The sequence below is a fragment of the Symbiobacterium sp. genome (genome assembly GCF_040797425.1).
Classification (GTDB): domain Bacteria; phylum Bacillota; class Sulfobacillia; order Symbiobacteriales; family Symbiobacteriaceae; genus Symbiobacterium.
Map to the genome: position 1 here is coordinate 50,979 of NZ_JBFNEH010000001.1, position 21,625 is coordinate 72,603.

The following is a 21,625-nucleotide window of genomic DNA, read 5'->3' on the forward strand; positions in this document are numbered from 1 at the left end:
AACCCCCCCACCAAACGGTACAGCCAGCACATCAGGTGCTGGCTGTACCTTTTCTTGTTCTATGGACTGGCGCCGCCTAGTCCGCCATGATCAGGGTCATGATCGCCTTCTGGGCATGCAGCCGGTTCTCCGCCTGGTCGAACACGACGGACTGGGGCCCGTCGATCACCTCGGCGGTGACCTCCTCCCCCCGGTGAGCCGGCAGGCAGTGCATGAACACCGCCTGCGGCGCGGCGAGGCGCATCAGCGCGCTGTTCACCTGGTAGCCCCGGAAGGCGGCCCAGCGCGCCTCGGCCTCGCGCTCCTGGCCCATGCTCACCCAGACGTCGGTGTAGACCACGTGCGCCCCCGCCACTGCCTCGGCCGGATCGGTGAGCACCTCCACCAGCGCCCCGTGGCGCGCCGCCGTCGCCTGGGCCCGGGCCACCCGGGCGGGGTCGGGCTTGTACCCCTCGGGGCACGCCACCGCGACGTGCATGCCGAACTTGGCGCCGCCATCCATCAGGCTGTGAGCCATGTTGTTGCCGTCGCCCACGTAGGCCAGCTTGATCCCCTCCAGGGTGCCGAACCGCTCCAGGATGGTGAGCAGGTCCGCCATCACCTGGCAGGGGTGCTCCTCGTCGGTCAGGCCGTTGATCACGGGGATCGTGGCCCACCGGGCCAGTTCTGTCACGTCCTGGTGGGCAAACGTACGAATCATGATGCCATGAAGGAAGCGGCTCATCACCCGGGCCGTGTCGGCGATGGACTCGCCGCGGCTGAGCTGCAGGTCGTCCGCCGAGAGGAACAGGCCGCGGCCGCCCAGTTGCTGAATGCCGACCTCAAACGAGAGCCGCGTGCGGGTGGAGGGCTTGGCGAAGTACATGCCCAGCTGCTTTCCCTTGAGCGCCGTGTCCAAGATCCCTTGCTGCAGGCGGGCCTTCTGCCACTGTGCCAGCGCGAGCACCTCTTCCAACTCTTCCCGGCTCCAGTCGTGCAGCGAGATGAAATCCCGTCCTTTCAAGGCCAACACCTTCATGCGCCCGCCTCCCCTTCACTTCGTGGAGAAGAGTGTAGCGCATATCTATGCAGAATGCAAGCATAAAAATGCAGTCCGGCGCATGGCCGGACTGCCAGCCCGAGAGGCCACGCGCTAGTGCATCCCCCAGGGCCCTCGGATCGTCTTGCCATACACAACCCGTTTCCGGGAGCCGCCCCAGGGACCGGGCCGACGGATACGCCGGGTCCGGCTCAGCTCCATCCAGAGCAAGACGGCTACGGGCACGGCACAGGCGAGGAACAGGGCGCCCTCGGAGTAGGTGAGGCCCAGCAGGCGTCGGCCCAGGTCCAGGCCGATGTGCACACCTCCCACCAGCCACACCGACTGCGTCTGCAGGAAGAGCAGGCTGAGGAGGACGGAGAGGGCCAGCGTGCCCGGCCCGCTGATGGCCGGATACACCGTCCCGAGCATGAACATCTCCTGGAGCAAGGGGGCGATCAGGCCCCATACCACCGGGGCTGCCAGCGCCAGGATGAGGACCTCCTGATCCGACAGGTCCTGCTCGAATCGGGAGATCAGGATTCCGCGGAAGATAAGCTCAACGCCAAACAGGGCCACCGCGGCCAGTGCCGCCTGGAGCAGCGGCTCGGGCGCCAGAATGGGCTGGGGCGTGCGGCCCCAGGCGGAGACCAGGAAGCCGACTCCGGCCAGCGCCAGGCCCCCGGCCAGACCCGGAAGCAACCAGAACCAGGCCGCCGGCGTAGTGCGCAGACCGGCGTTGTCCGACTTCCACCCCCACCGCCAGTCCACGTAGGTGAGTGCCCCCCATATGGGAACCACGGCATGACTGACGCCCACCACCCAGGTGGCCACGCCGGGCACCACCCAGGGCAGCAATCCAAACAGCAGGACCACCCGGTCTGCCAGCCCCTGCAGCAGCGAGAGCAGGAGCAGGAAGCCGGCCACCGTCCACACCGAAGACCAGAAGCGGCTCATGGGCATCGGTCGTCCCCCCTTTGCTCAGTGCATGGGACTGCGTGCGCCGGCGCGCCGGATACGGGTGTGAAGGGAGTTATACCCGTTGTCGTCCGCGTGGAAGTATGTTATCGCGTACCTGGTTATCATTCAACTCTTCCTCGACCTCGTCGTGCCTGCCTCGTGGGTGTATCACTACCGGGTGCCTTACGAGATCTTCAAGGATGACCCCCACGTCATCGACCTGGCCCTGGACCGGATCGCCCGCGAGATTCACCGCAAGCAGATCACCGATTACGTGTTCCTGCTCGGGGACTCGGTGATGTACAGCGGTCCGGGCGGCCCCGATCAGTCGATTGGCTACTACATGGAGAAGATCAGCGCGGCGAGAGGCCGCCCGCTGCGCGTTTTCAACCTGGCCCAGCCCGCCATGCAGGCCGGCGACATCTACATCGTGCTCCACAAGCTGAAGGAGCGGGGGCTGGCCACCGATCGGGTGGTGATCAACCTGCTCTACGGGGGCTTCGTCGCCCGCCGCCCGAACCCGCCCATCGTGTACTGGCTGGGCGACGACCTGCGCCGGGTCGACCCCGAGGCCTGGAGGCGCCATCGAGAGGCCCTCCTCCAGGTTCCCGAGGTCCGGATGGCCCACACCTGGAGGCAGCGGCTTGACCTGTTCCTGCGGCGCCACGTCTCCCTGATGGCCTACCGGGCCACCCTCCGGGACCGTCTGTTCCAGTGGCTGCAGCGCAGCGAGGAGGTCTACAACACGCAGCCCTGGCACGAGAAGCCCTGGCTGCCGGCGCTGATGCAGGAAGACCAGCACCAGCAGTACTTCAGGCCGCACCCCTTCGACATGACGGCCTCCAACCCCCAGATCGACTTCCTGCAGCGCATCCTGGCGCTGACCGCCGACCGCCCGCCGCTCATCTTCCTCACCCCGTCCAACCAGGTGCTGATGGAGGCCAACGTTGCACACCCCGGGTATCAGGCCAACCTGCGAGCGGTGGACGCGTGGTTCGCGAACAAGCCTGCGTACTACTACAACTGGGAGAGCGCCCTGCCCGACGGCCTCTTTGCCGACCACGTCCACCTCACGCCGGAGGGCTACGGAGGTGCTCGCGGGCATGATCCTGGACGCCCTCAGGAAGGTGGAGGCCCGTGGCTCAGGCCGGCCAGGTGCCCCCTTGCTCGGGCCGCAGGCCGACCGCCGGGAGCGGCCCGGCGCCACCGGCTGCGGCGCATGAGCTGCCCCGAAAACGCGTGCACAGCAATCTAATGCACACTATACTGTGAACGTGGTGTTGTTTTTCGCTTCACGCGCCTCATTCGTACCATGTGAAGGGAGCCCACCAGGTTGTCGTCTACTTGGAAATATGTACTGGCATACCTGCTAATCCTGCAGTTCACCATCGGTCTCGTCGTGCCTTCGTCATGGGTGTACTGGTACCGCGTTCCCTACGAAACCTTCAAGGACGACCCACACGTTCTCGATGTGGCGCTGGACCGGATCGCCGACGAGATTCGACGCGAGCAGATCACGGACTACGTGTTCCTCCTCGGGGACTCGGTCATGTACAGCGGCCCCGGCGGCCCTGAACAGTCGATCGGATACTACCTTGAACAGCTCAGCGCCGAACGGGGCCGCCCCCTGCGCGCCTACAACCTGGCCCAGCCCGCCATGCAGGCTGGCGACATCTACATCGTACTACAGAAGATCCGAAAGCGGGGCCTCAGCACGGACCACGTGGTCATCGACCTGATGTACGGCGGCTTCGTGGCCCGCACCCCCAACCCGCCCATCGTGTACTGGCTGGGCGACGACCTGCGGGAGGTTGACCCGGAGGCCTGGGCAGAATACGGGGAGGCGCTCCTCCAGATCGCCGAAGCCCGGATGGCCCGCACCTGGAAGGAGCGGCTCGACCTCTTCCTGCGGCGGCACGTCTCCCTCTGGACGTACCGGGCCACCCTGCGGAAGCAGCTGCTCCGGCGGATCCAGCAGAGCGAGGAGGTCTACAACACCCAGCCCTGGTACGAGAAGCCGTACCTCCCGGACTTGATGAAGGATGCCCAGTACCAGAAGCTGTTCGACCCCGAGCCCTTCGACATGACGGAGGCCAATCCACAGATTGGTTTCCTGGAGCGCATTCTGGCAGCGACGGCCGACCATCCGCCGCTCATCTTTCTGACCCCGGCCAACCAGGTGCTGATGGAGGCCAACACCTCAGACCCCGGGTACCAGGCCAACCTGCGGGCCCTGGACGCCTGGTTCGCGGACAAGCCTGCGTACTACTACAACTGGGAGAGCGCCCTGCCCGACCGCCTGTTTGCGGATCACGTCCACCTGACGCCAGAAGGGTACGAAGTGCTCGCCGGCATGATCCTGGATGCCCTGGAGGAGATGGAAGCCCGTGCTGTTTCACAGCCCTGAGTTCGTGCTCACCATGCTGGCCACCCTGCTGCTCTACTGGAGCTTCCCCCGAGCGCGCACCCCCATCCTGGCGGTGGCCAACCTGGTTTTCTACGGCGCCTCGGGCCTCGAGTACCTGGCGCTCTTCCTGGCCATCTCGAGCCTTATCTACGGACTCTCCCGGGCCATCGAGCGGGGCGTGCGCCCCCGGTTGCTCATGGTGACCGGCGTCACGCTGGCGCTGCTCAACCTGGGGGTCTTCAAGTACACGGCCTTCGCGGCCAGCAACCTGGAGCGGCTGCTGCACCTCGGTCTGGACCCCACCCAGTTCGAACTGCTCCTGCCGGTGGGCATCAGCTTCTACACCTTCCAGCTGGTGGCCTACCTGGTGGACGTCTACAAAGGCCGAGTCGCCCCTGCCCGCAACCTGCTGGAATTCTGGGTCTTCATCGCCTTCTTCGGCCAGCTCATCGCCGGTCCGATCATGCGGGCTGAAGACTTCCTGCCCCAGGTGGAGAACGAGACGCAGATCCGGTTCAGCCCCCGGGAGTTCAGGCTGGGCGTCTTCCTCTTTATCATCGGCCTCGTGAAGAAGGTGATCCTGGCCGACCAGATCGCACCGTACGCCGACCAGTTCTTTGCGCAGGCCTGGTCCCTGGGAGGGCTGGAGTGCTGGATTGCGGCCTACTTCTTCGCCTTCCAGATCTACTTCGACTTCTCGGCGTACAGCGATATGGCGCTGGGCGTGGGTCACCTCTTCGGCTTCAGCCTCACCCCCAACTTCGAGACCCCCTACCTGTCCGGCAACCCCTCCGAGTTCTGGCGGCGCTGGCACATCACCCTCTCCCGGTGGATCCGCGACTACATCTATATCCCCCTCGGGGGCTCCCGCCGCGGCGAGGTGCGCGCCGCACTCAATCTGCTCATCGCCATGGGCCTGTCGGGCCTGTGGCACGGCGCCGCCTGGACCTTCGTGGCGTGGGGGCTCTACCACGGCCTCCTCTCCGCGGGCCACCGGCTGTGGCGGCGCCGGGTGCTCACCCGCTTCCGCTGGCCCCTGCCTGACTGGATGGTGCGCTGGGCGTCGGTCTTCCTGATGTTCCAGGCCACCACCGTGGGCTGGGTCTTCTTCCGGGCCAACGGCCTGCGGCAGGCGCTGCACATGATCCGCCGGATGCTGACGCTGGCTGACCTGCACCTCACCCGCATCAACGCCCGGTACCTTTGCATCATCCTGCTCCTCTGGCTGCTGCACCTGGCCGAATTCTGGTTCCGGCACCGGCAGCGCGAACTCTACGCGGCATGGACCCGTTGGGTGCCCAGCCCTGTACGGGCCCTGGCCTACACGGCCGTGGTCGTGCTGATCGTTCTCCTCTCGGCCCCCGATCAGAACACGTTCATCTACTTCCGGTTCTAGCGGGCGTCCGTCCCCGGCTCCTCCCCGCCAGGGCCCCACGCTTCCGGCGCTCCACAGCTGCCGGCAGCCCCGGCTGGAATAGGCGCTTTGCAACGGTTGGATACTAACCGGCAGGCACCTGTACGTAAGGAGGATCGAGGATGGGATACCCGCTGCTGGTGGCGCTGGCGCTGATCGCCACCGGCGTCCTCTTCATGCTGGCGGCCCCTCCGCCGCGGGGCCGCCGCCCGTCCGCCGCAACGGGAGCCGGGGCGGCGTTCTCCGCCCGGATGAACATGGAGGCGGCTGCGGAACTGACGCAGCCTTCCCCGGTCGAGCCGGAGGCCCCGCAGGACCTGCCGGGGGCGGAGAACCCGCAGGGCCGCGGCAGCCCGGGCAGCGGCGGCGGGGAGGTTGGCGACGACGGGGCAGGCGGCCGGCCGCAGGCGGCCACGGCGCCCGGCGGGGCCAACGCGGCGGAACCCCGGTGGACCGACGCAACGGCATGGTGGTCCGGGCCGGCGGAAGCCCGCCAGGCCGAAGCGGTGGAGCCCGAAGAGCCGGACGAGGTGCTGGCGGAAGCGGCAGGCGAGGGGAGCCTCCGGGTGACGTGGCGCCTGCGGGGCCGGAGCGAAGCGCGGCTGCAGGCGATGCTGGGAACGGACCGGTTTCAGGCCACGGTGCCGGGGCTCCGCGTGTTCGACGTCGCCGGCGGCGGGGCGCAGGACGTGGACGTCTCGCTGGATGGCGGGGAGACCCTGGTCAGCGGCCTCGCTCCGGGCCGGCGGTACGTGGTGGCGCTGGAGCGCCGGTCGCCTGCAGGCGATCGCTACCTCATCGCCGTCTCTTCGCCGGTCGAGGTCTGACGGCGTCAACAATAGTCGACATTTTTCGCATTCCCTTGCTGGTATACTGGGGGCAGCAGCGCTGCCCCCTTCACCTTTCCGTGGGATGCTTCCTCGCTCCTATTGACATACTTCATTTTGGTAAAGTATCATAGTCCCTAAATCTGCGGATAGGCACATCACAATTCTGAAGGGGCTCGTCACGGGGACACACCGCCACCACGCCGACACAGCAACTCTGGGCCGCCCGCGCTTTCGGGCGCCCTTCTCGTTTCCACGACCCGCCAGACCGTTTCCGATTGGAGGCGTACTCATGAACTTCGTAGCCGACTTCCTGCTGCCCGTGTGCCAACAGGGCCTGGTCTGGGGGCTGGTTGCCCTCGGGGTGTGGATCACCTTCCGGGTGGTCAACGTGCCCGACCTGACGGTGGACGGCACTCTGACCACCGGGGCCGCCACGGCCGCACGCCTCCTGACCATGGGCGTTCATCCGGTCCCCGCCACGCTGGCCGGGTTCTTCACCGGCGCGGCCGGCGGCGTCATCACGGGACTCATCCACACCCGTCTGCGGGTGCAGCCGCTCCTGGCCAGCATCATCACCATGACGGGCCTCTACTCGGTCAACCTCCGCATCATGGGGCGGTCGAACATCGCCCTCTTCAACCTGACCACGCTGGTGCCCGACGACGATTGGGCGCAGCTCGCCCTCTTCGGCGTCATCGCCGCGGCCATGATCCTGCTGCTGAACCTCTTCTTCCGCACGGAACTGGGCCTGGCAATGCGGGCCACCGGCGACAACGACGCCATGGTCCGGATGCTCGGCGTCAGCAGCGACTCCATGCGGCTCCTGGCCTTCACGCTCTCCAACGGCATCGTGGGCCTCGGGGGCGCCTTCATCGCCCAGTATGGCGGCTTCGCGGACGCCCAGATGGGCATCGGCACCATCGTGGCCTCGCTGGCTGCGCTCATCACCGGCGAGACGCTCTTCGGCGCGTCCAGCGTTCCCCGGGCCACGGTCGCCGCCGTGCTGGGCTCCGTTGTCTACCGGGCACTGTACGCGCTGGCCCTGCGTGCGGGGTTCCAGGCCAGCGACCTGAAGCTGATCACCGCCGCGCTGGTGGTGGTCGCCCTCTCCATTCCCCAGATCAAGAAGAGCCTGCGGATGGCGGAAGGGGGTGAGGCCCGGTGACCGGTCTCACCATCGAAGGACTGCACAAGACCTTCTTCCCCGGCACCCCCAACGAGGTGAAGGCCCTGCAGGGCATCGACCTGACCCTGGCACCCGGGGAGTTCGTCACCGTGGTGGGCTCCAACGGGGCGGGCAAGTCGACCCTGCTGAACTCCGTGGCCGGGGTGATCACGCCCGATCGGGGGCGCATCCTGCTGGCGGGCACCGACATCACGCGCCAGACCGAGGTGGAGCGGGCCCGCCGCATCGGCCGGGTGCTGCAGAATCCGCTGGCGGGCACGGCGCCGAACCTGACCGTCGCGGAGAACCTCGCCCTGGCCATCGCCCGCGGCAGGCCCAGGGGGCTCGGCTGGGCCCTCACCGCCGCCAGGCGCCGCCGCTTCGAGGAGGAGCTGGCCCAACTGGGGCTCGGTCTGGAGCGCCGGCTGGATGATCGGGTGGGCCTGCTCTCCGGCGGCCAGCGCCAGGCGCTGAGCCTGCTCATGGCCACCCTGCAGCGCCCCGACATCCTGCTCCTGGACGAGCACACCGCTGCGCTGGATCCGCGGGCCGCGGCGATCGTCGCCGACCTGACCAACCGCTGGGTGCGGCAGCTCCGCCTGACGACCCTGATGATCACCCACAACCTCGAGCAGGCGATCCGTCTGGGCGACCGGCTGATCATGATGCACGAGGGGCGCATCCTCTTCACCGTGAGTGGCCCGGAGAAGCAGCAGCTCACCATCGACGGGCTGCGCAACGCCTTCGAACGGGTGCGCGGCGAGGGCTTCAACTACGATCGGGCCGTACTGGCCAACTAGGCGGTTCCCCCCTTGCGGGGGGTTCCCATATAGAGAGAAGTTTAGAAGACACAGAGGAGGGCGATCCGCCAATGCGTCGTGTGCTCGCAGTGCTGCTCACCGCCACACTCGTCCTGGCCGGGTGTGGCACTTCCTCGCAGCCAGGGAGTTCCAGTTCGACCTCGTCCAGCAGCCAGGAGACCCAGCAGGCCGGCGCCGGGAGCAACCAGGAGGGCCAGCAGGCCGGTTCGTCGGAGCAGCAGACCTCCGAGCCGTCGGGGCCCATTCAGATCGGCCTGACGCAGATCGTTGAGCACCCGGCGCTGGACGCCACCCGGCAGGGCATCATCGACGGGCTGGCAGAGGCGGGCTACGTGGACGGCCAGAACATCAAGATCGAGTTCCAGTCGGCTCAGGGCGAACCTACCGTGGCGCAGCAGATCGCGGAGAAGTTCGTGGCTGACCGGAAGGACCTGATCATCGCCATCGCCACCCGCAGCGCGCAGGCGGTGGTGCAGGCCACCAAGAACAACCCGATTCCGGTCGTCTTCAGTGCCGTCACCGACCCGGTGAGCGCCGGCCTGGTGTCGGACCTGCAGAAGCCCGGCGGCCACGTGACCGGCACCTCTGACCTGGTGCCCGTCAAGGTGCAGATGGAGCTGTTCGATCGGCTGGGCATCCAGGTGAAGAACCTGGGCGTCATCTACAACGCCGGCGAGGCCAACTCCGTGGCCCTGGTGGAGGACATCCGCGATGCCGCCGACGAACTGGGCTTCACCATCGTCGAGGCGATGGTGGCCAACGCGGCCGAGGTGCAGCAGGCAGCCCAGTCTTTGGTGGGCCGGGTGGACGGCCTTTACCTGATCACCGACAACACCCTGGCCCAGGGCGTCGCGGCGGTGATCGACATCGCCCTGGGCCGCAAAATCCCGGCCATCTCCTCGGTGGAGAGCTACGTGGAGCAGGGTGCTCTGGCGACCCTCGGGCTCAATTACTACCTGCACGGCAAGCTCACCGCTCAGACGGTGGTGGAGGTGCTGGAGGGCAAGAACCCCGGCGACGTGCCGGTGCGGTACAACGAGGACCTGGCGCTGATGATCAATACGAAGACGGCGGAGGCCCTCGGCCTGGACATCCCGGCCACCGTGCTCGCAGAGGCCCAGAAGGTGGGCGAGTAGGCAGCACAGAAAGCAGAAGCGGCGCTCCTTCGGGCGGTTTTCCGATCCGAAGGAGCGCCATTTGCGTATGGCGCCTAGCTGGGATCCAGAATAGCTCCCATGAAGAGCGTGATGCCGGTGCGGTCATCGCGGATGGCGAGCAGGAAGGGTCTGTCCAAAACGACCTCGACAACGTCACTGAACGGGGCGCTCCCCGTCCTCATGGTTACCGCGGTGGCGGCGGCCGCCTCGGTGCCCTCTTCGTTGATCTCGAGGAAGGTCTTCTGCACGACCTCGTCGATGTACAGGGGCTCGCTGCCCACCAGCAGCCCGCTGAAGTCGGCCTGCTCAGAGTCGAAGGCCCGCTCCATGCCCAGCGCCTTCAGCGGGTCCTTCAGCCTGTGCCCGTCCCGCATCCGCACCTTCGGAAAGGCCAGCCGGACCCGCTGCTCGGCCGTCGCCGCGATCCACCCCCGGTACCGCTCGGGGGTGAGCCCTTCCAGAAAGCCCTCCCACTCGTCCGGCATGAAGGCGTAGAGCGCCATGTCGCCCTCCCCGTAGGGCAGGCGCACGCCCACCAGCCCTTCCTCCGCCATGTATCCCAACCTCTCGGTCTGGTGCATGAACGGCACCTCTACCGGCGAGCCGTTCAACCGGTGGAAGGGCCGCGGCTCGGTCCGTTCGGGGTCGAAGCGCTCCTTCCACTCCCCCTTGAAGTAGAGGGCGTTCACCAGCACCATCCGCTCATCCGGGGTAGTCTCGCTGATCAAGTCCGTGATGCGATCCCGGGTACGGCGCGCCACCCAGCGGTTGATCGCCTCGGCGGCCTGGGGCCGGCCGAAGGTGGTCTGGTGCAGCTCGGCGCCGTAATACCCCCCGGCCACCTCCCGGAAAGCCTGGACCACCGCAAATCCCGTCTGATACCAGATGCCGTTTGCCCTCTCCAGTTCCACCTTCTTGCCCGGGTGAGCCATGAGCCCCCAGAGGTCCCGCATGCCCTCGTTTACGGCGCCGGGGTCCATCCCGGCGTAACCCAGGGCAGCCAGCATCTCCGCCTGCGTCTCGCCCCGGGCCCCGTTGGCGGTGAGGCTCAGGACCACCTGCGCGCTGACGGGCGAGAGGAAGAGGTTCTCCCGGGGCCGCTCGGCGGCGACCGCCCGGAGCAGGTCGATGCCGAAACGGTCAGTGGCCTCCACGAACGCCTGGTCCATCGTCTTGGGGCGGGGCGGAGGCGCCGCCAGGCCGGGGCTCGCACAGCCCTGGAGGAGCGGCCCCGCCAGCAGCGCCGCCGCGAGCAGCGCCGGCAACCAGGTCCGTAGGTGCAAGAGCTGCACGCCACACACCCCCTACTGCGGGTTCACAATCGCACCCAGGAAGAGCGTAACGCCCGTGCGGTCGTCGCGGATGGCCAGCAGGAAGGGCCGGTCCAGCAGCACCGCCGGGGGTGGGTCGGGCCGTGCGCTGGTGGCGGTCACGCCCACGCCGGTGGCCGCCGCCGCCTCGGTTCCCTCCTCGTTCAGCTCGAGGAAGGTCTTCTGGATCACCCGGCTCACGTACAGCTCCGGACCGTCCGTAAACAGACCGCCCAGGTCGGCCAGGCCAGGCACGAACGCCTGCCGCATCCCCATCGCATTCAGGGGCTCGCTCAGTTCCGCCTGGTCGGTGAGCTTCACCTTGGGCATGGAGAGGCGGATTTCCCGCTCGCCCATCGCGGCGATCCACCCGGCGTACCGGTCGGGGGTGAGTCCCTCCACGAAGCCCTCCCACTCGTCCGGCATGAAGGCATAGAGCGCCAGACCGCCCTCGCCGTAAGGCAGCCGCACGCCGGTGAGTCCCGTATCCCTCAGGTAGCCGAAGGTGGCAGTCTGGTTCATGAAGGGAACCTCCACGGTGCCGCCGTGCGGCAGGTAGAAGGGCTGCGGGTGGGTACGGTTGGGATCGAACAGCTTCTGCCAGGCGCCCTTGAAGTAAAGCGCGTTCACCAGCCACATCCGGTCGTCTGCGCTGGTGCGGTCCACCAGCTGCGGGATCCGGCCCCCGGTCTGCTCCGAGACCCAACGGTTGATGGCTGCGGCCGCGGCAGGATCCCCGAAGGTGGTCTCGCTCACCTGCGCCCCGTACTGCTGCGTGGCGATGGTGAGGAAGTCCGGCGCCACCGTCAGGCCCTTCTGGTACCAGATGCCGTTGGCCGTGGAGAGTTCCACCTTGTCGCCCGGGTGGGCCATGATGCCGCGCAGGTCGCGGATGGCCTGGTTGACGGTCGCCAGATCGGTCTCGCCGTAGCCCAGGGCGGCCAGCATCTCCTGCTGCGTCTGGCCGCGGGCGCCGTTGGCCGCGAGACTGAGGATTACCTGAGCGCTGACCGGCGAGAGGAACAGGTTCTGTTCCGGCCGCCCGGTGTGCACCGTCCGGAGCAGGTCGATGCCAAACTGGTCGGTGGCCTGGGTGAGGGCCGGATCCACGGCTTCGGGACGGGGCGGCGGGGCGGCCATCCCTGCTCCGCCGGAACCGGGGAGGGTACCGCCGCAGGCGGCCAGGAAGATGCCCAGTAGCACCAGCCCGGCCGGTAGCCGCAGCATCATCGGGACGATCATCATCGCACCTCCTTGGCTGTGCGCCGGTCCGGGCCGCTCCCGCGGGCCCGGTGCCGTCGCTGGATCTGCGGTGCCTTTCGTGTGGAACTCCAGGGGCTCACGGGGTCCGTGACCGCGCCCAGGAAAAGCAGGGCGCCGGTTTCGTCATCGCGTGTGGCAAGCAGGAACGGGCGGTTGACCTCCAGGAGCGGCAGCGGCTCGCTCTCCAGCATGCCCCCCGGTCACGGCGGCTGCCTCGGTGTCCTCCTCGCTGACCTCCAGGCTCCGGGCCGTCCGTCGCCGAAGAGGGGGCAAAGGTGCCGGGCCGGGGCAGCGCCGGGTTGAAGGGCTCGCTCCGGGCGCTCCGGAAGTAGGGCCCGCTGGCCAGGACCATGACCGTGTCAGGCCGGGTCTCCTCCAGTAGTTTTTCAATCTTTTCCCGGGTCTGCTCAGCCGCCCAGGCGTTGATCCTGTCGGTTCCTTCCCGTGTTCCGAACTCAGCCTGCGCCACCGCCGCAGACCGCGTTCGCCACGGCGGCGTCTCGCCGCGGGCGCCGCCCATCAGGGTCAGGACCAGGCTGGCGCTCACAGGGGAGGCCACCCACCGAGGCCGCACTCAGGCGATCGTCCACCGCGGGCGGGCCGGCCTTGCGCACCGTCGGCTCGACCGCACCAAGACCACCGCATCCCGCCAGCAGAGCCGCGGGCAGCGCGGCAGCGAGCAAGCGTCTCGCCGGCCATCCCCTCCTACACCTCAGACGGGGGCGAGCCCTTCGCGCGTTTCAGAGGGCCCACCGGACTTTTCCGTCAGGAACGAGAACCCCCGAAGGCCGCACGCCTTCGGGGGTGATGGGGACGTTTCTGTGCTGTGGACCAGCCGGTCAGCTCGCCCGCTTGAGCGGTTTGACAGCCGTGAGGTGCCGGCGGCAGGTGATGAGGGCATGCCGCCCCACCAGCGCGATCGCACCGTGCAGGAGGCCGAAAGCCACCAGGGCCAGCGGATGCCCGTACCCGCGCAGGGCGAGGTAGATGTTGAGCACCAGGCCCGCGATCAACTCGACCCAGATGGCCAGCTTGACCAGTTCGCGGTTCAGGTGGGGCTGACGCGCCCCTCGCAGCAGGAAGACGCCCAGGACCGCCACGATGGCCCCGATGAAGAAGACCCCGTCTGCCAGTACTTTCTGGCCGCCAGGCTCCAGATCTACTCCGACGGTCGGGAGGGCCACGGAGACGAGCAACGGGTTGAACAGGAATGCCATGAGCAGATACAGGGCCCCCACCGCATACATCCAGCCGCTCAGGTAGCGCATCCCCCACACCTCTCCCGTTGTTATGATTCTGTTGTCTTTCAAATATAGCAGAAGAATCTCACGCTGTCGAGGGGGATGTAGATCTTTCTACCTAGGGGGTCTACCCTACGGTCGGGCGGGAGCCCTAGGGTTCTATCAGCGCTCCTGGACCTGCTCCCGACCCCAGAGCAACCGGCTGAGCAGCAAGGCCCACACGTAGCCGCCTGCCACCTTGGCCAGGAACTGCCCCGCCACGACGTCGGGCATGAGGGTGCCGAAGGCCACGGAGGAGAAGACGATGGAGTCCACGGCGGCCGAGACAACGTTCGAACCGTTCACCCGGCGGAGCTTGGACTGGTGCCGCAACAGGTGGTAGACCAGCGTGTCCGCCGAACCGGAGGCGGCAAAGGCGACGAATGAGGCCAGGGCGATCCGTCCGGCCGAACGGTTGAGCAGCCACGAGAGCACCGAGCCGGCCAGGATCAGCAGGGCCATCTTGAGCCACAGGTGCCGGCCTTCCCAGCGCTCGTGCAAGGCGTCGCGACTGGTGATGTCGAGACCGATGAAGAGGAACGAGTTGAGGATGCTGAAATACGGCCCGAAGTAGGCTACAGTCAGGTTAGCGGCCACGATCGCCGCCAGGTACACCGCGATGAGCATTCACTTCGACTCCTTCGGTGCGCTGCCCATCCGCTGAAACTTTCTGGCTGGATGGACAGTAGTGGAGAGTAGAGCACCAGATGGGAGGCCCGCCGATGGACCGGGATTCGACGATCATCGAACTCTGCCGACAAGGCCATGCGGCGGGGTTCACTCGCCTGGTGGCAGCCTATCAGGAGAGAGTCTACCGCACCGCCTACGCCTTCGTCCAGAACCGGGAGGACGCGCAGGACCTTACGCAAGAGGTTTTCTTGCGCACCGTGCGCGCAATCGACTCGCTCGACGCCTCCCGCCCGCTGTGGCCGTGGCTGAGGCGGGTCACGACCAACCTGGCGCTCACCCTGCTCAAGCAGCGGCGGGGGCACCTGCCGCTGGACCACCTGCCGGAAGCGGCCCTGGTGGCCGAGCCGGCATCAGAGCCAGCCTGGACCTTGCTGGACCTGCGGCAGGCCTTGGCGGACCTGCCCCCCCTGTGGCGGGTGGTGGTCACCCTCCGCCACCAGGAGGACCTCTCGTATGAGGAGATTGCCCGCCTCACCGAACTTCCCGTCGGCACCGTGAAGACGTACCTGTTCAGGGCCAGGCGGTTCCTCAGGGCCCGCCTGGCCGTCCAGGAGGAGTGACCGCCCGTGCAGTGCAGCGACGACCTGGTTCAGCTTTACATTGACGGCACCCTCCACGCCGCCGAGGCGGCGGTGGTGGAGGCGCACCTGGAGACCTGCCCCTCCTGCCGCCGGAGGGCAGCCACCTTCAAGGCCCTCTGCTGGGACCTGAGCCGCCCCGTACAGCCGACTCCGGCATCGTCCCTGGACCCTGACGCGCTGGCGGAGCGGTTGCTGGCGGAACACCGCCGGCTGCAGGCGTCGCATGCGCCCGGGAGGGGTGCCCTGGGTCTCGCGCTGCTCTGGCTCACGGCTAACCCTGCGGTCGTCCGGCCCCTCCGGACCGTCGGCAGCCTGGGCCACGCCGGGGCCGGCGGACTCCTGCGGGCCGGCCACCGTGCGCTGAGGCGCCTGCTACGGCGGGAAGGGGGAGGTTGACCTGCCGGTACTGCTCGGAACCCTGGCGACGGTTCTGCTGTGGACCCTGCTCGTGCTGCTGGGTCTGCTGGCCCTGCTCGGGCTCACGCTGCTGTTCGTGCCCTGGCGGTTCCGCCTGCGGGCCGAGGCGGATCTCGCAGCTGCAGACGGGGAGGATGCTCTCACAGGCAGCGCGGAGGGCCGGCTGCGCCTCCGGTGGGGGGTGCTGAACCTGGCGGTGGCGGCTGCCTGGAACCACGGGGCGCCGGTGCAGTGGGACGTGCGGTTGCTGGGTCGCCCGCTCAAGGGTGGCGGCCGGGGAGCGGCCGCGCGGCGGCCTGGCCGGTGGAGGCGGCGGGGCACGCCCGGGCGGAGAGCGCGGAGGCGGCCGGGGCGGCGCCCCAGTCCCGCCCTGCTGAAGGCCGTTGTGCAGGAACTGGCGCGGCTGCCCGGCCGGTTCTGGCGCTCCCTCGGCACCACTGCGGCCGGCGAGCTGACCTACGGCTTCAGCGACCCTTCCGTGACCGGCTTCTGCGAGGCCGTGCGCTGGGGCACCGGCCTCGGCCGCTCGCTGCGGCTCAGCCCCGATTTCTCCCGCCCCTGCCTGGTGGGCTGGGCGGAACTCACCGGCAGCCTGTACGGCTTCCGGTTACTGATCATCGCCTGGCGGGTACTGCGGAGGCGGGAGATCTGGAACTACCTGGTCGGCCAGATTCGATTCCGGCCCATTCGGCAAATCCTAATGCAAGGAGGATCCTGACATGCCACTGGAATTCCTGAGCGTCGTGACGGAGACCCTGGAGAAGCACCTGAGCACCAAGACGGTGGTAGGGGAGCCCGTCACCGTCGGCGCGGTGACCTTGATTCCGGTGATCGACATCACCTTCGGCTTCGGCGCCGGCAGCGGCGAGGGCCACGACGAGCGGCAGGGGGGCAGCGGCGGCGGTGGCGGCGGTGGCGCCCGACTCTCCGCCCGGGCGGTGATCGTGATCCGGGACGGCGACGTCTCGGTCCTCCCCCTGCACAAGGGGGGCGCCATCGACAAGATCGTGGAGTCGATTCCCGGGCTGCTCGAACAGGTGCAGGCACGCAAGCAAGGGGAGAAGGCCCAGAACGAGGCGGCGCAGGCCTAGCCGGCCCTCCGCCAGGCGCTTTCCCGTCGCAGGCACAACGCAGGCCCCCCGGCAACCCCGGGAGGCCTGCTTGCGTTCATCAGCCGATCCGCCGGGCGACCTCGGCGGCCATCTCCATGGTGCCCAGGACCGCCGTGCCGGGCACCCGGATGTCGGTGGTGCGGAGGCCCTCCTCCAGCGCCCGGGCGACCGCCCGCTCCACGGCAGCCGCGGCCTCAGCCTGTCCCAGGGAGTGGCGCAGCATCATGGCGCCGCACAGGATGGCAGCCAGAGGGTTGGCACGGCCCTTCCCCGCGATGTCCGGGGCGGAGCCGTGGATGGGCTCGTAGAAGCCCTTCGGCAGGCCGTGCGCGTTCCTGACCTCGCCCAGCGAGGCGGACGGCAGGAGGCCGATGGACCCCGTGAGCATCGCCGCCTCGTCGGAGAGGAAGTCGCCGAACAGGTTGGAGGCCAGCATCACGTCGAAGTCGCCAGGCCGGCGCAGGATCTGCATCGACGCGTTGTCGGCCAGGAGGTGCTCCACCTCCACGTCGGGGAATTCCCGGGCCACCTCGTCGACCACCGTCCGCCAGAGCCGGCCGGCCTCCATCACGTTCGCCTTGTCGACGGAGGTGACGCGGCGCCGCCGGTCCCGGGCGATGGTGAACGCCATGCGGGCGATGCGTGCGATCTCGGCGTCGGTGTACACCTCGGTGTTCACGCCCCGGCGCGTGCCGTCCGGGAGCGTGGTGATGCCCCGGGGTTCGCCGAAGTAGATGCCCCCGACCAGCTCACGCACGATGATGAAGTCGACGCCGCCGCCGATGATCTCGTTCTTGAGGGGCGAGGCATCCTTCAGGGGTGGGTAGAGCAGAATCGGACGGAGGTTGGCGTAGAAGTCGTAGCGCTTGCGAATGGCCAGCAGCGCCGCCTCCGGGCGGTACTCCCAGGGAAGCCCGTCGTACTTGGGCCCGCCCACCGCGCCGAAAAGGATGGCGTCCGCCGCGTCACAGGCGTCCCGGGTCTCGTCGGGGAAAGGCGTTCCCACCGCGTCGTAGGCGGCTCCGCCCACCAGGTGCTCGGAAAACTCGAGTGTGAAGCCGTAGACCTTTGCGGCTGCCTCCAGCACCGTGACCGCCCCCCGGATCACCTCAGGGCCGATCCCGTCGCCAGGGAGACACGCAATTCGATAGGCAGTCCCGGTCAAGGTAGACACCTCCCGTTGGGGTTGTGAGCCGGGCGTGGTGAGCTGCGAGCCCTTGAGCAGCGGGCGGCGGTGAGCGGTGTCTGGCGGGTGGCGAGTTCGTGGTTTGGCCATGCCGCAGCGTGAGCCGGCTTGGGTGAAAGTTTAGCACGTTAAAGGGTTCAAGGCAACGCTTTCTCGCCAGCCCGTGCCAGGAACCGGGCCGTGTTGACGATGAACCGTTCGTGCGTGCCGGCGCCAATACGCTCCCGGTCGTCGAACGCCTCGACACGGAAGACCAGTCGCCGGCCCTCCACCTGCTCGAGCGTAGCCACGGCCCGCACGGTCAGCCCCGGCGGGGTCGCGGCCAGATGCTGCACATTCACCAGCGTCCCCACGGTGGTCTCGCCTTCGGCCAGGTGCGGTGCCACCGCCCGGGCGGCCGCCTGCTCCATCAGCGAGATCATCATGGGTGTGGCAAACACGGCAACGCCGCCGCTGCCGACAGCGCTGGCGCAGTTCTCCGGGGTCACCTTCGTCGTCGCCTCGGCGGTGAGGCCAGGGGAAAGAGGCATGCGAGTCCCTCCCATTCTGTTCTGCCCCTCAGTTTCGTCTAAACTGCAGCCGTTCCTGCTGAGGCGGGCACCTGCTTCGGCGCCTGCTGGCCGATCCGGCTATTTGTGCGCAGGTCCGCCGCGACAGCCCCGCTTTCCGGAGGCGCTCACCCTCCGTGTCACCCTGCTTGACAAGGAGTGATCCACCGTGGCCCGCCGCTTTGATCCCGAAGATGCCTTGCGGCTCCTCGGCGAGAGCCGGCGCCGCTGGCAAGATCCGGAGCAGGTGCTCCGCCACCTGGACCTCGAACGGTACACCGCGCTGGCCGACGTGGGCTGCGGGCCGGGCTGGTTTGCGCTGGAGGCGGCTCGTCGGTTGCCTCCGGAAGGCCGCGTGTATGCCATCGACCTCAGCCCGGAGATGCTCGCACTGCTGGCACGGCGGGTGCAGCAGGCGGGGCTGCACAACGTCGTGGCCGTGCTGGCCGAGGAGGAGGACGAATGGCCGGTGCCCACCGAGGTCTGCGACGCCGCGCTGGTCGTGAACGTCTACCACGAGGTGGACCCGGCCTCCCTGTTCGTGGGAGAGGTGAAGCGCATCCTCCGGCCCGGAGGTGTCTGCCTGTTGGTGGACTGGAAAACAGAGGCGACCCCGGAAGGGCCGCCTCTGGCCGAGCGGGTCGAACCGCAAGACGTGGTGGCGGAGTTCACCGCCACGGGGTTCCACTACGAGGGCCCCTGCGACGTGGGGCCATACTCGTACGGCCTGAAGTTCATCAAGACGGTGTAGGGTCAACAGAAGAGGCCCGCCTGGCGGGCCTCCTGTGGTGGCAGGGTCACAACTCGCCCCGTTGCCGGCGACCTTCGAGCCAGCACTTGCGGCAGCGGGCCTCATACTGTTCGCCGCCGCCGACCAGGACGTCCTCCGTCTTGGCCTGCTTGGCGAAAGGCTTGGTGGCAGGCTCACCGCACACCACGCAGACGCCGTAGAGGGTCGTGATGCTGTCGGCCAGGGCGAGCAGCTGGGGCATGCAGCCGAAGGGCTTCCCCTCCGAAGTCTGCGACAGCCCGGCGATGATCACGTAATGGCCGCGGTTGGCCAGCTCCTGCACGGTGTCCACCAGCGACTCATCGTAAAACTGCGCCTCGTCGATCGCGATCACGTTGGGCCTGTGCATCTCGGCGTACCAGAGAATCTCCAGCGGGTTGTCGGTGAGGACGGCCTCGAAGCGCAGGCCGTCGTGCGTCTCGACGACCTCTTCGTCAGTGTACCGCCGGGCCATCCGGGGCTGGAAGACGACCGCGGTGCGCTTGGCGAGGATGTAGGTCCTGACCCGTCGGATCAGCTCTGTGGTCTTGCCGGCGTACATGGTACCCGAGGTGATCACGTCGATCCAGCCATAGTTCAGATTGCGGAGCAACGGCGGCGCCTCCCCTGGATACTGGTACAACTTCTATTGGGGTTTCGAGGCGCCACACCGCGATTCCTTCGCCCCTCTCACCTCTCACGGGTTGCCGTTGCCCTCTGCCGCCCCACGGTTGCCTCCTGGCGTCGCTCACCCGGTGGCCACATGCGCCTCGCGACCCCCGCCGACCCCGGCTTCGCCGCCGCCTCACCGTGCGGGCCGTCTGCCGCCCACCGCGGGTGACACCGCCCACAAGCCACTGCCACTCTCGCTGCCCACAACTCACTGCCGTGCGCACCGCTCACTCGCCCTTCGCTCACCGCCCCGGATCGGCCGGGTTCTCGGGCACCAACCCCGGCTGCTCCGTGATGTGCCGGCGATAGGCCTCCACCCCCTCGGCGATGGCGCGGGCGACGATCTTCTGGTACTCGGGCTGCTGCAGCTTTTCCCGCTCCGTCTGGTTGGAGAGGAACCCCATCTCGACGATGGCTGCCGGCACCTCCGTGTTGCGCAGCACAAAGTAGTCGCCGGGCAGGGCGTAGCGGGTCGTGTCCGTCAGCTCCCGGAGCCGGTTCTGAATCGCCATGGCCAGGATCTTGGCCTCGGGCAGTCCGCCCTTCTGGTAGAAGGTCTGGGCGCCCCAGCAGTTGCATCGGTCCTTGTTGGCGTGCAGCGACAGGAACAGGTCGGCCTGGTGTTCCTGCACCAGGGCCACCCGTTGCTGGAGGTCCTCCCGCACGGAGCGGGAGTAGTGCCGGTCGCTGTCGCGGGTGAGGATCACCGTGGCGTCCCGCGCCTCCAGCTGCTCCTTCAGCAAGAAGCTCACCTGCAGGGTGAGATCCTTCTCCCGCACGCCGTCCACCACCGCACCGGGGTCCCACCCGCCGTGTCCGGGGTCCACCACAATCACCATGCCGGCCAGCGGCCCCGGCTCCTTCGCCGGCGCCTCCGGCTCCTGCGCCTGCTGGCGCAGCGCCCTCATCCCCCTCCAGGCCGAGTGAAGCGCAACCGCCACGACGAGAACGACCAGGCCCAGCAGCAGGACCTGGGTCCACACTGACCTGCGCACAAGCCTCCCCCCTGCGGAGAAAGGTATGCGCCGGCTTGTCTGAAATGCTCGTCTCCTGTGGTGCCCACCCCGGCGGCCGCCATCGGACAGAAAAAGACCCGTGGCGATCTGGCGCCACGGGCCTGTCCGGTTCTAACGCTTGGAGAACTGCGGGCGCTTGCGGGCCTTCTTCAGGCCGTACTTGCGGCGCTCCTTCATCCGCGGGTCGCGGGTGAGGAAGCCAGCCTGCTTGAGGACGGGGCGGAGCGACGGGTCAAACCTCAGCAGGGCCCGGGAAATGGCGTGGCGGCAAGCGCCAGCCTGGCCGGAGATTCCGCCGCCGATCACGTTCAGATACACGTCGAACTTCCCCGTCGTACCGGTGAGGGCCAGGGGGCTCTCCACCAGCATGCGCAGGGTCTGAATGCCGAAGTAATCCTCAAGGGTGCGGCCGTTCACCACGAAGTTGCCGGTGCCAGGCACCAGGCGGGCGCGGCAGATGGCGTTCTTCCGGCGGCCGGTACCCCAGTACTGCGTCAGCGTCGACATCGATCAACACGCCTCCTCTCGATTAGAGCTCAAGCGGCTCGGGCTTCTGCGCCGCATGCGGGTGCTCCGGACCGGCGTACACCTTGAGCTTGCGGTACATCTGCCGGCCGAGCCGGTTGTGGGGAAGCATGCCCTTGATGGCGAGCTCGAGGACGCGCGTGGGGTGGGTGGCGATCATCCGCTCGAAGGTGATGGCCTTCTGGCCACCCGGATAGCCGGAATGGCGCAGGTAAACCTTCTCGGCGAACTTCTTGCCGGTGACCTGGACCTTGTCCGCGTTGATGATGATGACGTAATCGCCGCAATCCACGTGCGGGGTGAAAGTCGGCTTATGCTTGCCACGCAGAATAGCGGCGACCTGCGAGGCCAACCGCCCGAGAGTCTTGCCCTCGGCGTCAACCACGTACCACTTCCGCTCGATATTCTGCGGATTGGCCATGAATGTAGTGCTCACTGGATTCCCTCCTACGGCAGATGGATCGCTGAGGGGCATCTATGGCAT

General features: G+C 67.9%; 25 protein-coding genes and 1 pseudogene. 12 read left to right on the forward strand and 14 right to left on the reverse strand.

Features of this window, described 5'->3' with window-relative positions; all coding sequences use genetic code 11:
• Positions 1–76: 76 nt before the first annotated feature.
• Both argF and AB2385_RS00290 read right to left on the reverse strand, forming a co-directional pair.
• Positions 77–1,018, reverse strand: a complete 942-nt coding sequence (argF, locus tag AB2385_RS00285) for an ornithine carbamoyltransferase (protein ID WP_367652900.1) — start codon at positions 1,016–1,018, stop codon at positions 77–79.
• 114 nt (positions 1,019–1,132) lie between these two features.
• Positions 1,133–1,981, reverse strand: coding sequence for a CPBP family glutamic-type intramembrane protease (locus AB2385_RS00290; protein WP_367652901.1), 849 nt, complete (start codon positions 1,979–1,981; stop codon positions 1,133–1,135).
• Positions 1,982–2,060: 79 nt separating this feature from the next.
• Between AB2385_RS00290 and AB2385_RS00295 the strand changes: the two genes are divergently transcribed.
• From AB2385_RS00295 to AB2385_RS00325, 7 genes are all read left to right on the forward strand, one after another.
• On the forward strand, positions 2,061–3,233 hold the full coding sequence (locus AB2385_RS00295) for a hypothetical protein (RefSeq protein WP_367652902.1): 1,173 nt from the start codon (positions 2,061–2,063) through the stop codon (positions 3,231–3,233).
• Between the two features lie 78 nt (positions 3,234–3,311).
• Complete coding sequence (locus AB2385_RS00300; RefSeq protein ID WP_367652903.1) at positions 3,312–4,385, forward strand: hypothetical protein; 1,074 nt, start codon at positions 3,312–3,314, stop codon at positions 4,383–4,385.
• Complete coding sequence (locus tag AB2385_RS00305; protein WP_367652904.1) at positions 4,366–5,781, forward strand: MBOAT family protein; 1,416 nt, start codon at positions 4,366–4,368, stop codon at positions 5,779–5,781. The genes AB2385_RS00300 and AB2385_RS00305 overlap by 20 nt, the downstream gene beginning before the upstream one ends.
• A gap of 140 nt (positions 5,782–5,921) precedes the next feature.
• The gene (locus tag AB2385_RS00310; protein ID WP_367652905.1) at positions 5,922–6,626 is read left to right on the forward strand and encodes a hypothetical protein; all 705 of its coding nucleotides are present in this window, start codon (positions 5,922–5,924) and stop codon (positions 6,624–6,626) included.
• Between the two features lie 292 nt (positions 6,627–6,918).
• Positions 6,919–7,794, forward strand: coding sequence for an ABC transporter permease (locus tag AB2385_RS00315; protein WP_367652906.1), 876 nt, complete (start codon positions 6,919–6,921; stop codon positions 7,792–7,794).
• On the forward strand, positions 7,791–8,594 hold the full coding sequence (locus tag AB2385_RS00320) for an ABC transporter ATP-binding protein (protein ID WP_367652907.1): 804 nt from the start codon (positions 7,791–7,793) through the stop codon (positions 8,592–8,594). Before AB2385_RS00315 ends, AB2385_RS00320 begins: the two co-directional genes overlap by 4 nt.
• Positions 8,595–8,665: 71 nt before the next feature.
• A complete protein-coding gene (locus AB2385_RS00325; protein ID WP_367652908.1) occupies positions 8,666–9,751 on the forward strand; it encodes an ABC transporter substrate-binding protein in 1,086 nt (361 codons plus the stop codon).
• 74 nt (positions 9,752–9,825) lie between these two features.
• Here AB2385_RS00325 and AB2385_RS00330 read toward each other — a convergent pair whose 3' ends face one another.
• The 6 genes and pseudogenes from AB2385_RS00330 to AB2385_RS00355 form a co-directional block, all read right to left on the reverse strand.
• On the reverse strand, positions 9,826–11,064 hold the full coding sequence (locus AB2385_RS00330; protein ID WP_367652909.1) for a serpin family protein: 1,239 nt from the start codon (positions 11,062–11,064) through the stop codon (positions 9,826–9,828).
• Between the two features lie 12 nt (positions 11,065–11,076).
• Positions 11,077–12,324 carry a serpin family protein gene (locus AB2385_RS00335; protein ID WP_367652910.1) on the reverse strand — a complete coding sequence of 416 codons (1,248 nt, stop codon included), beginning with the start codon at positions 12,322–12,324 and terminating at the stop codon, positions 11,077–11,079.
• Complete coding sequence (locus AB2385_RS00340; protein ID WP_367652912.1) at positions 12,324–12,536, reverse strand: serpin family protein; 213 nt, start codon at positions 12,534–12,536, stop codon at positions 12,324–12,326. Before AB2385_RS00340 ends, AB2385_RS00335 begins: the two co-directional genes overlap by 1 nt.
• Before the next feature lie 77 nt (positions 12,537–12,613).
• Positions 12,614–12,865 (reverse strand): annotated as a pseudogene (locus tag AB2385_RS00345) (serpin family protein); the annotation flags it as partial.
• Positions 12,866–13,184: 319 nt separating this feature from the next.
• Positions 13,185–13,613 (reverse strand): BphX family protein, encoded by a 429-nt coding sequence (locus tag AB2385_RS00350; protein WP_367652913.1) that lies wholly within the window; start codon positions 13,611–13,613, stop codon positions 13,185–13,187.
• Between the two features lie 135 nt (positions 13,614–13,748).
• Entirely contained in the window at positions 13,749–14,252 is a 504-nt protein-coding gene (locus AB2385_RS00355) for a VUT family protein (protein ID WP_367652914.1), read from the reverse strand.
• 95 nt (positions 14,253–14,347) lie between these two features.
• On the opposite strand from AB2385_RS00355, the gene AB2385_RS00360 reads away from it, so the two are divergent.
• The 4 genes from AB2385_RS00360 to AB2385_RS00375 are packed head-to-tail and all read left to right on the forward strand — an operon-like array spanning position 14,348 to position 16,404.
• Positions 14,348–14,875, forward strand: a complete 528-nt coding sequence (locus tag AB2385_RS00360; RefSeq protein WP_367652915.1) for an RNA polymerase sigma factor — start codon at positions 14,348–14,350, stop codon at positions 14,873–14,875.
• A gap of 6 nt (positions 14,876–14,881) precedes the next feature.
• Positions 14,882–15,292 carry a zf-HC2 domain-containing protein gene (locus AB2385_RS00365; RefSeq protein ID WP_367652916.1) on the forward strand — a complete coding sequence of 137 codons (411 nt, stop codon included), beginning with the start codon at positions 14,882–14,884 and terminating at the stop codon, positions 15,290–15,292.
• A gap of 52 nt (positions 15,293–15,344) precedes the next feature.
• Positions 15,345–16,031: a hypothetical protein gene (locus AB2385_RS00370; protein WP_367652917.1), complete on the forward strand. Its 687-nt coding sequence runs from the start codon at positions 15,345–15,347 to the stop codon at positions 16,029–16,031.
• Position 16,032: 1 nt separating this feature from the next.
• On the forward strand, positions 16,033–16,404 hold the full coding sequence (locus tag AB2385_RS00375) for a GerW family sporulation protein (RefSeq protein ID WP_367652918.1): 372 nt from the start codon (positions 16,033–16,035) through the stop codon (positions 16,402–16,404).
• 79 nt (positions 16,405–16,483) lie between these two features.
• Here the strand turns inward: AB2385_RS00375 and leuB are convergent, their stop codons facing one another.
• Positions 16,484–17,599 carry a 3-isopropylmalate dehydrogenase gene (leuB, locus tag AB2385_RS00380; protein ID WP_367652919.1) on the reverse strand — a complete coding sequence of 372 codons (1,116 nt, stop codon included), beginning with the start codon at positions 17,597–17,599 and terminating at the stop codon, positions 16,484–16,486.
• A 149-nt stretch (positions 17,600–17,748) separates the two neighbouring features.
• Positions 17,749–18,141, reverse strand: coding sequence for a thioesterase family protein (locus AB2385_RS00385; protein ID WP_367652920.1), 393 nt, complete (start codon positions 18,139–18,141; stop codon positions 17,749–17,751).
• 187 nt (positions 18,142–18,328) lie between these two features.
• On the opposite strand from AB2385_RS00385, the gene AB2385_RS00390 reads away from it, so the two are divergent.
• Positions 18,329–18,910, forward strand: a complete 582-nt coding sequence (locus AB2385_RS00390) for a class I SAM-dependent methyltransferase (protein ID WP_367652921.1) — start codon at positions 18,329–18,331, stop codon at positions 18,908–18,910.
• A gap of 46 nt (positions 18,911–18,956) precedes the next feature.
• On the opposite strand, the gene AB2385_RS00395 is transcribed toward AB2385_RS00390, so the two are convergent.
• From AB2385_RS00395 to rplM, 4 genes are all read right to left on the reverse strand, one after another.
• Positions 18,957–19,541 carry a thymidine kinase gene (locus AB2385_RS00395; protein WP_367652922.1) on the reverse strand — a complete coding sequence of 195 codons (585 nt, stop codon included), beginning with the start codon at positions 19,539–19,541 and terminating at the stop codon, positions 18,957–18,959.
• Between the two features lie 301 nt (positions 19,542–19,842).
• Positions 19,843–20,595 carry an N-acetylmuramoyl-L-alanine amidase gene (locus AB2385_RS00400; RefSeq protein WP_367652923.1) on the reverse strand — a complete coding sequence of 251 codons (753 nt, stop codon included), beginning with the start codon at positions 20,593–20,595 and terminating at the stop codon, positions 19,843–19,845.
• 132 nt (positions 20,596–20,727) lie between these two features.
• Positions 20,728–21,123, reverse strand: a complete 396-nt coding sequence (gene rpsI / locus AB2385_RS00405; RefSeq protein WP_367652924.1) for a 30S ribosomal protein S9 — start codon at positions 21,121–21,123, stop codon at positions 20,728–20,730.
• Positions 21,124–21,145: 22 nt separating this feature from the next.
• Positions 21,146–21,616, reverse strand: a complete 471-nt coding sequence (gene rplM / locus AB2385_RS00410; protein ID WP_367652925.1) for a 50S ribosomal protein L13 — start codon at positions 21,614–21,616, stop codon at positions 21,146–21,148.
• Positions 21,617–21,625 lie beyond the last annotated feature (9 nt).

Excerpts from the sequence above, each read along its gene's own strand:
- argF (WP_367652900.1), bottom strand. The coding sequence starts at position 1,018 with ATGAAGGTGTTGGCCTTGAAAGGACGGGATTTCATCTCGCTGCACGAC.
- AB2385_RS00290 (WP_367652901.1), bottom strand. The coding sequence starts at position 1,981 with ATGCCCATGAGCCGCTTCTGGTCTTCGGTGTGGACGGTGGCCGGCTTC.
- AB2385_RS00310 (WP_367652905.1), top strand. The coding sequence starts at position 5,922 with ATGGGATACCCGCTGCTGGTGGCGCTGGCGCTGATCGCCACCGGCGTC.
- AB2385_RS00315 (WP_367652906.1), top strand. The coding sequence starts at position 6,919 with ATGAACTTCGTAGCCGACTTCCTGCTGCCCGTGTGCCAACAGGGCCTG.
- AB2385_RS00325 (WP_367652908.1), top strand. The coding sequence starts at position 8,666 with ATGCGTCGTGTGCTCGCAGTGCTGCTCACCGCCACACTCGTCCTGGCC.
- AB2385_RS00335 (WP_367652910.1), bottom strand. The coding sequence starts at position 12,324 with ATGATCGTCCCGATGATGCTGCGGCTACCGGCCGGGCTGGTGCTACTG.
- AB2385_RS00340 (WP_367652912.1), bottom strand. The coding sequence starts at position 12,536 with ATGCTGGAGAGCGAGCCGCTGCCGCTCCTGGAGGTCAACCGCCCGTTC.
- AB2385_RS00350 (WP_367652913.1), bottom strand. The coding sequence starts at position 13,613 with ATGCGCTACCTGAGCGGCTGGATGTATGCGGTGGGGGCCCTGTATCTG.
- AB2385_RS00355 (WP_367652914.1), bottom strand. The coding sequence starts at position 14,252 with ATGCTCATCGCGGTGTACCTGGCGGCGATCGTGGCCGCTAACCTGACT.
- AB2385_RS00360 (WP_367652915.1), top strand. The coding sequence starts at position 14,348 with ATGGACCGGGATTCGACGATCATCGAACTCTGCCGACAAGGCCATGCG.
- AB2385_RS00375 (WP_367652918.1), top strand. The coding sequence starts at position 16,033 with ATGCCACTGGAATTCCTGAGCGTCGTGACGGAGACCCTGGAGAAGCAC.
- AB2385_RS00385 (WP_367652920.1), bottom strand. The coding sequence starts at position 18,141 with ATGCCTCTTTCCCCTGGCCTCACCGCCGAGGCGACGACGAAGGTGACC.
- rpsI (WP_367652924.1), bottom strand. The coding sequence starts at position 21,123 with ATGTCGACGCTGACGCAGTACTGGGGTACCGGCCGCCGGAAGAACGCC.
- rplM (WP_367652925.1), bottom strand. The coding sequence starts at position 21,616 with ATGCCCCTCAGCGATCCATCTGCCGTAGGAGGGAATCCAGTGAGCACT.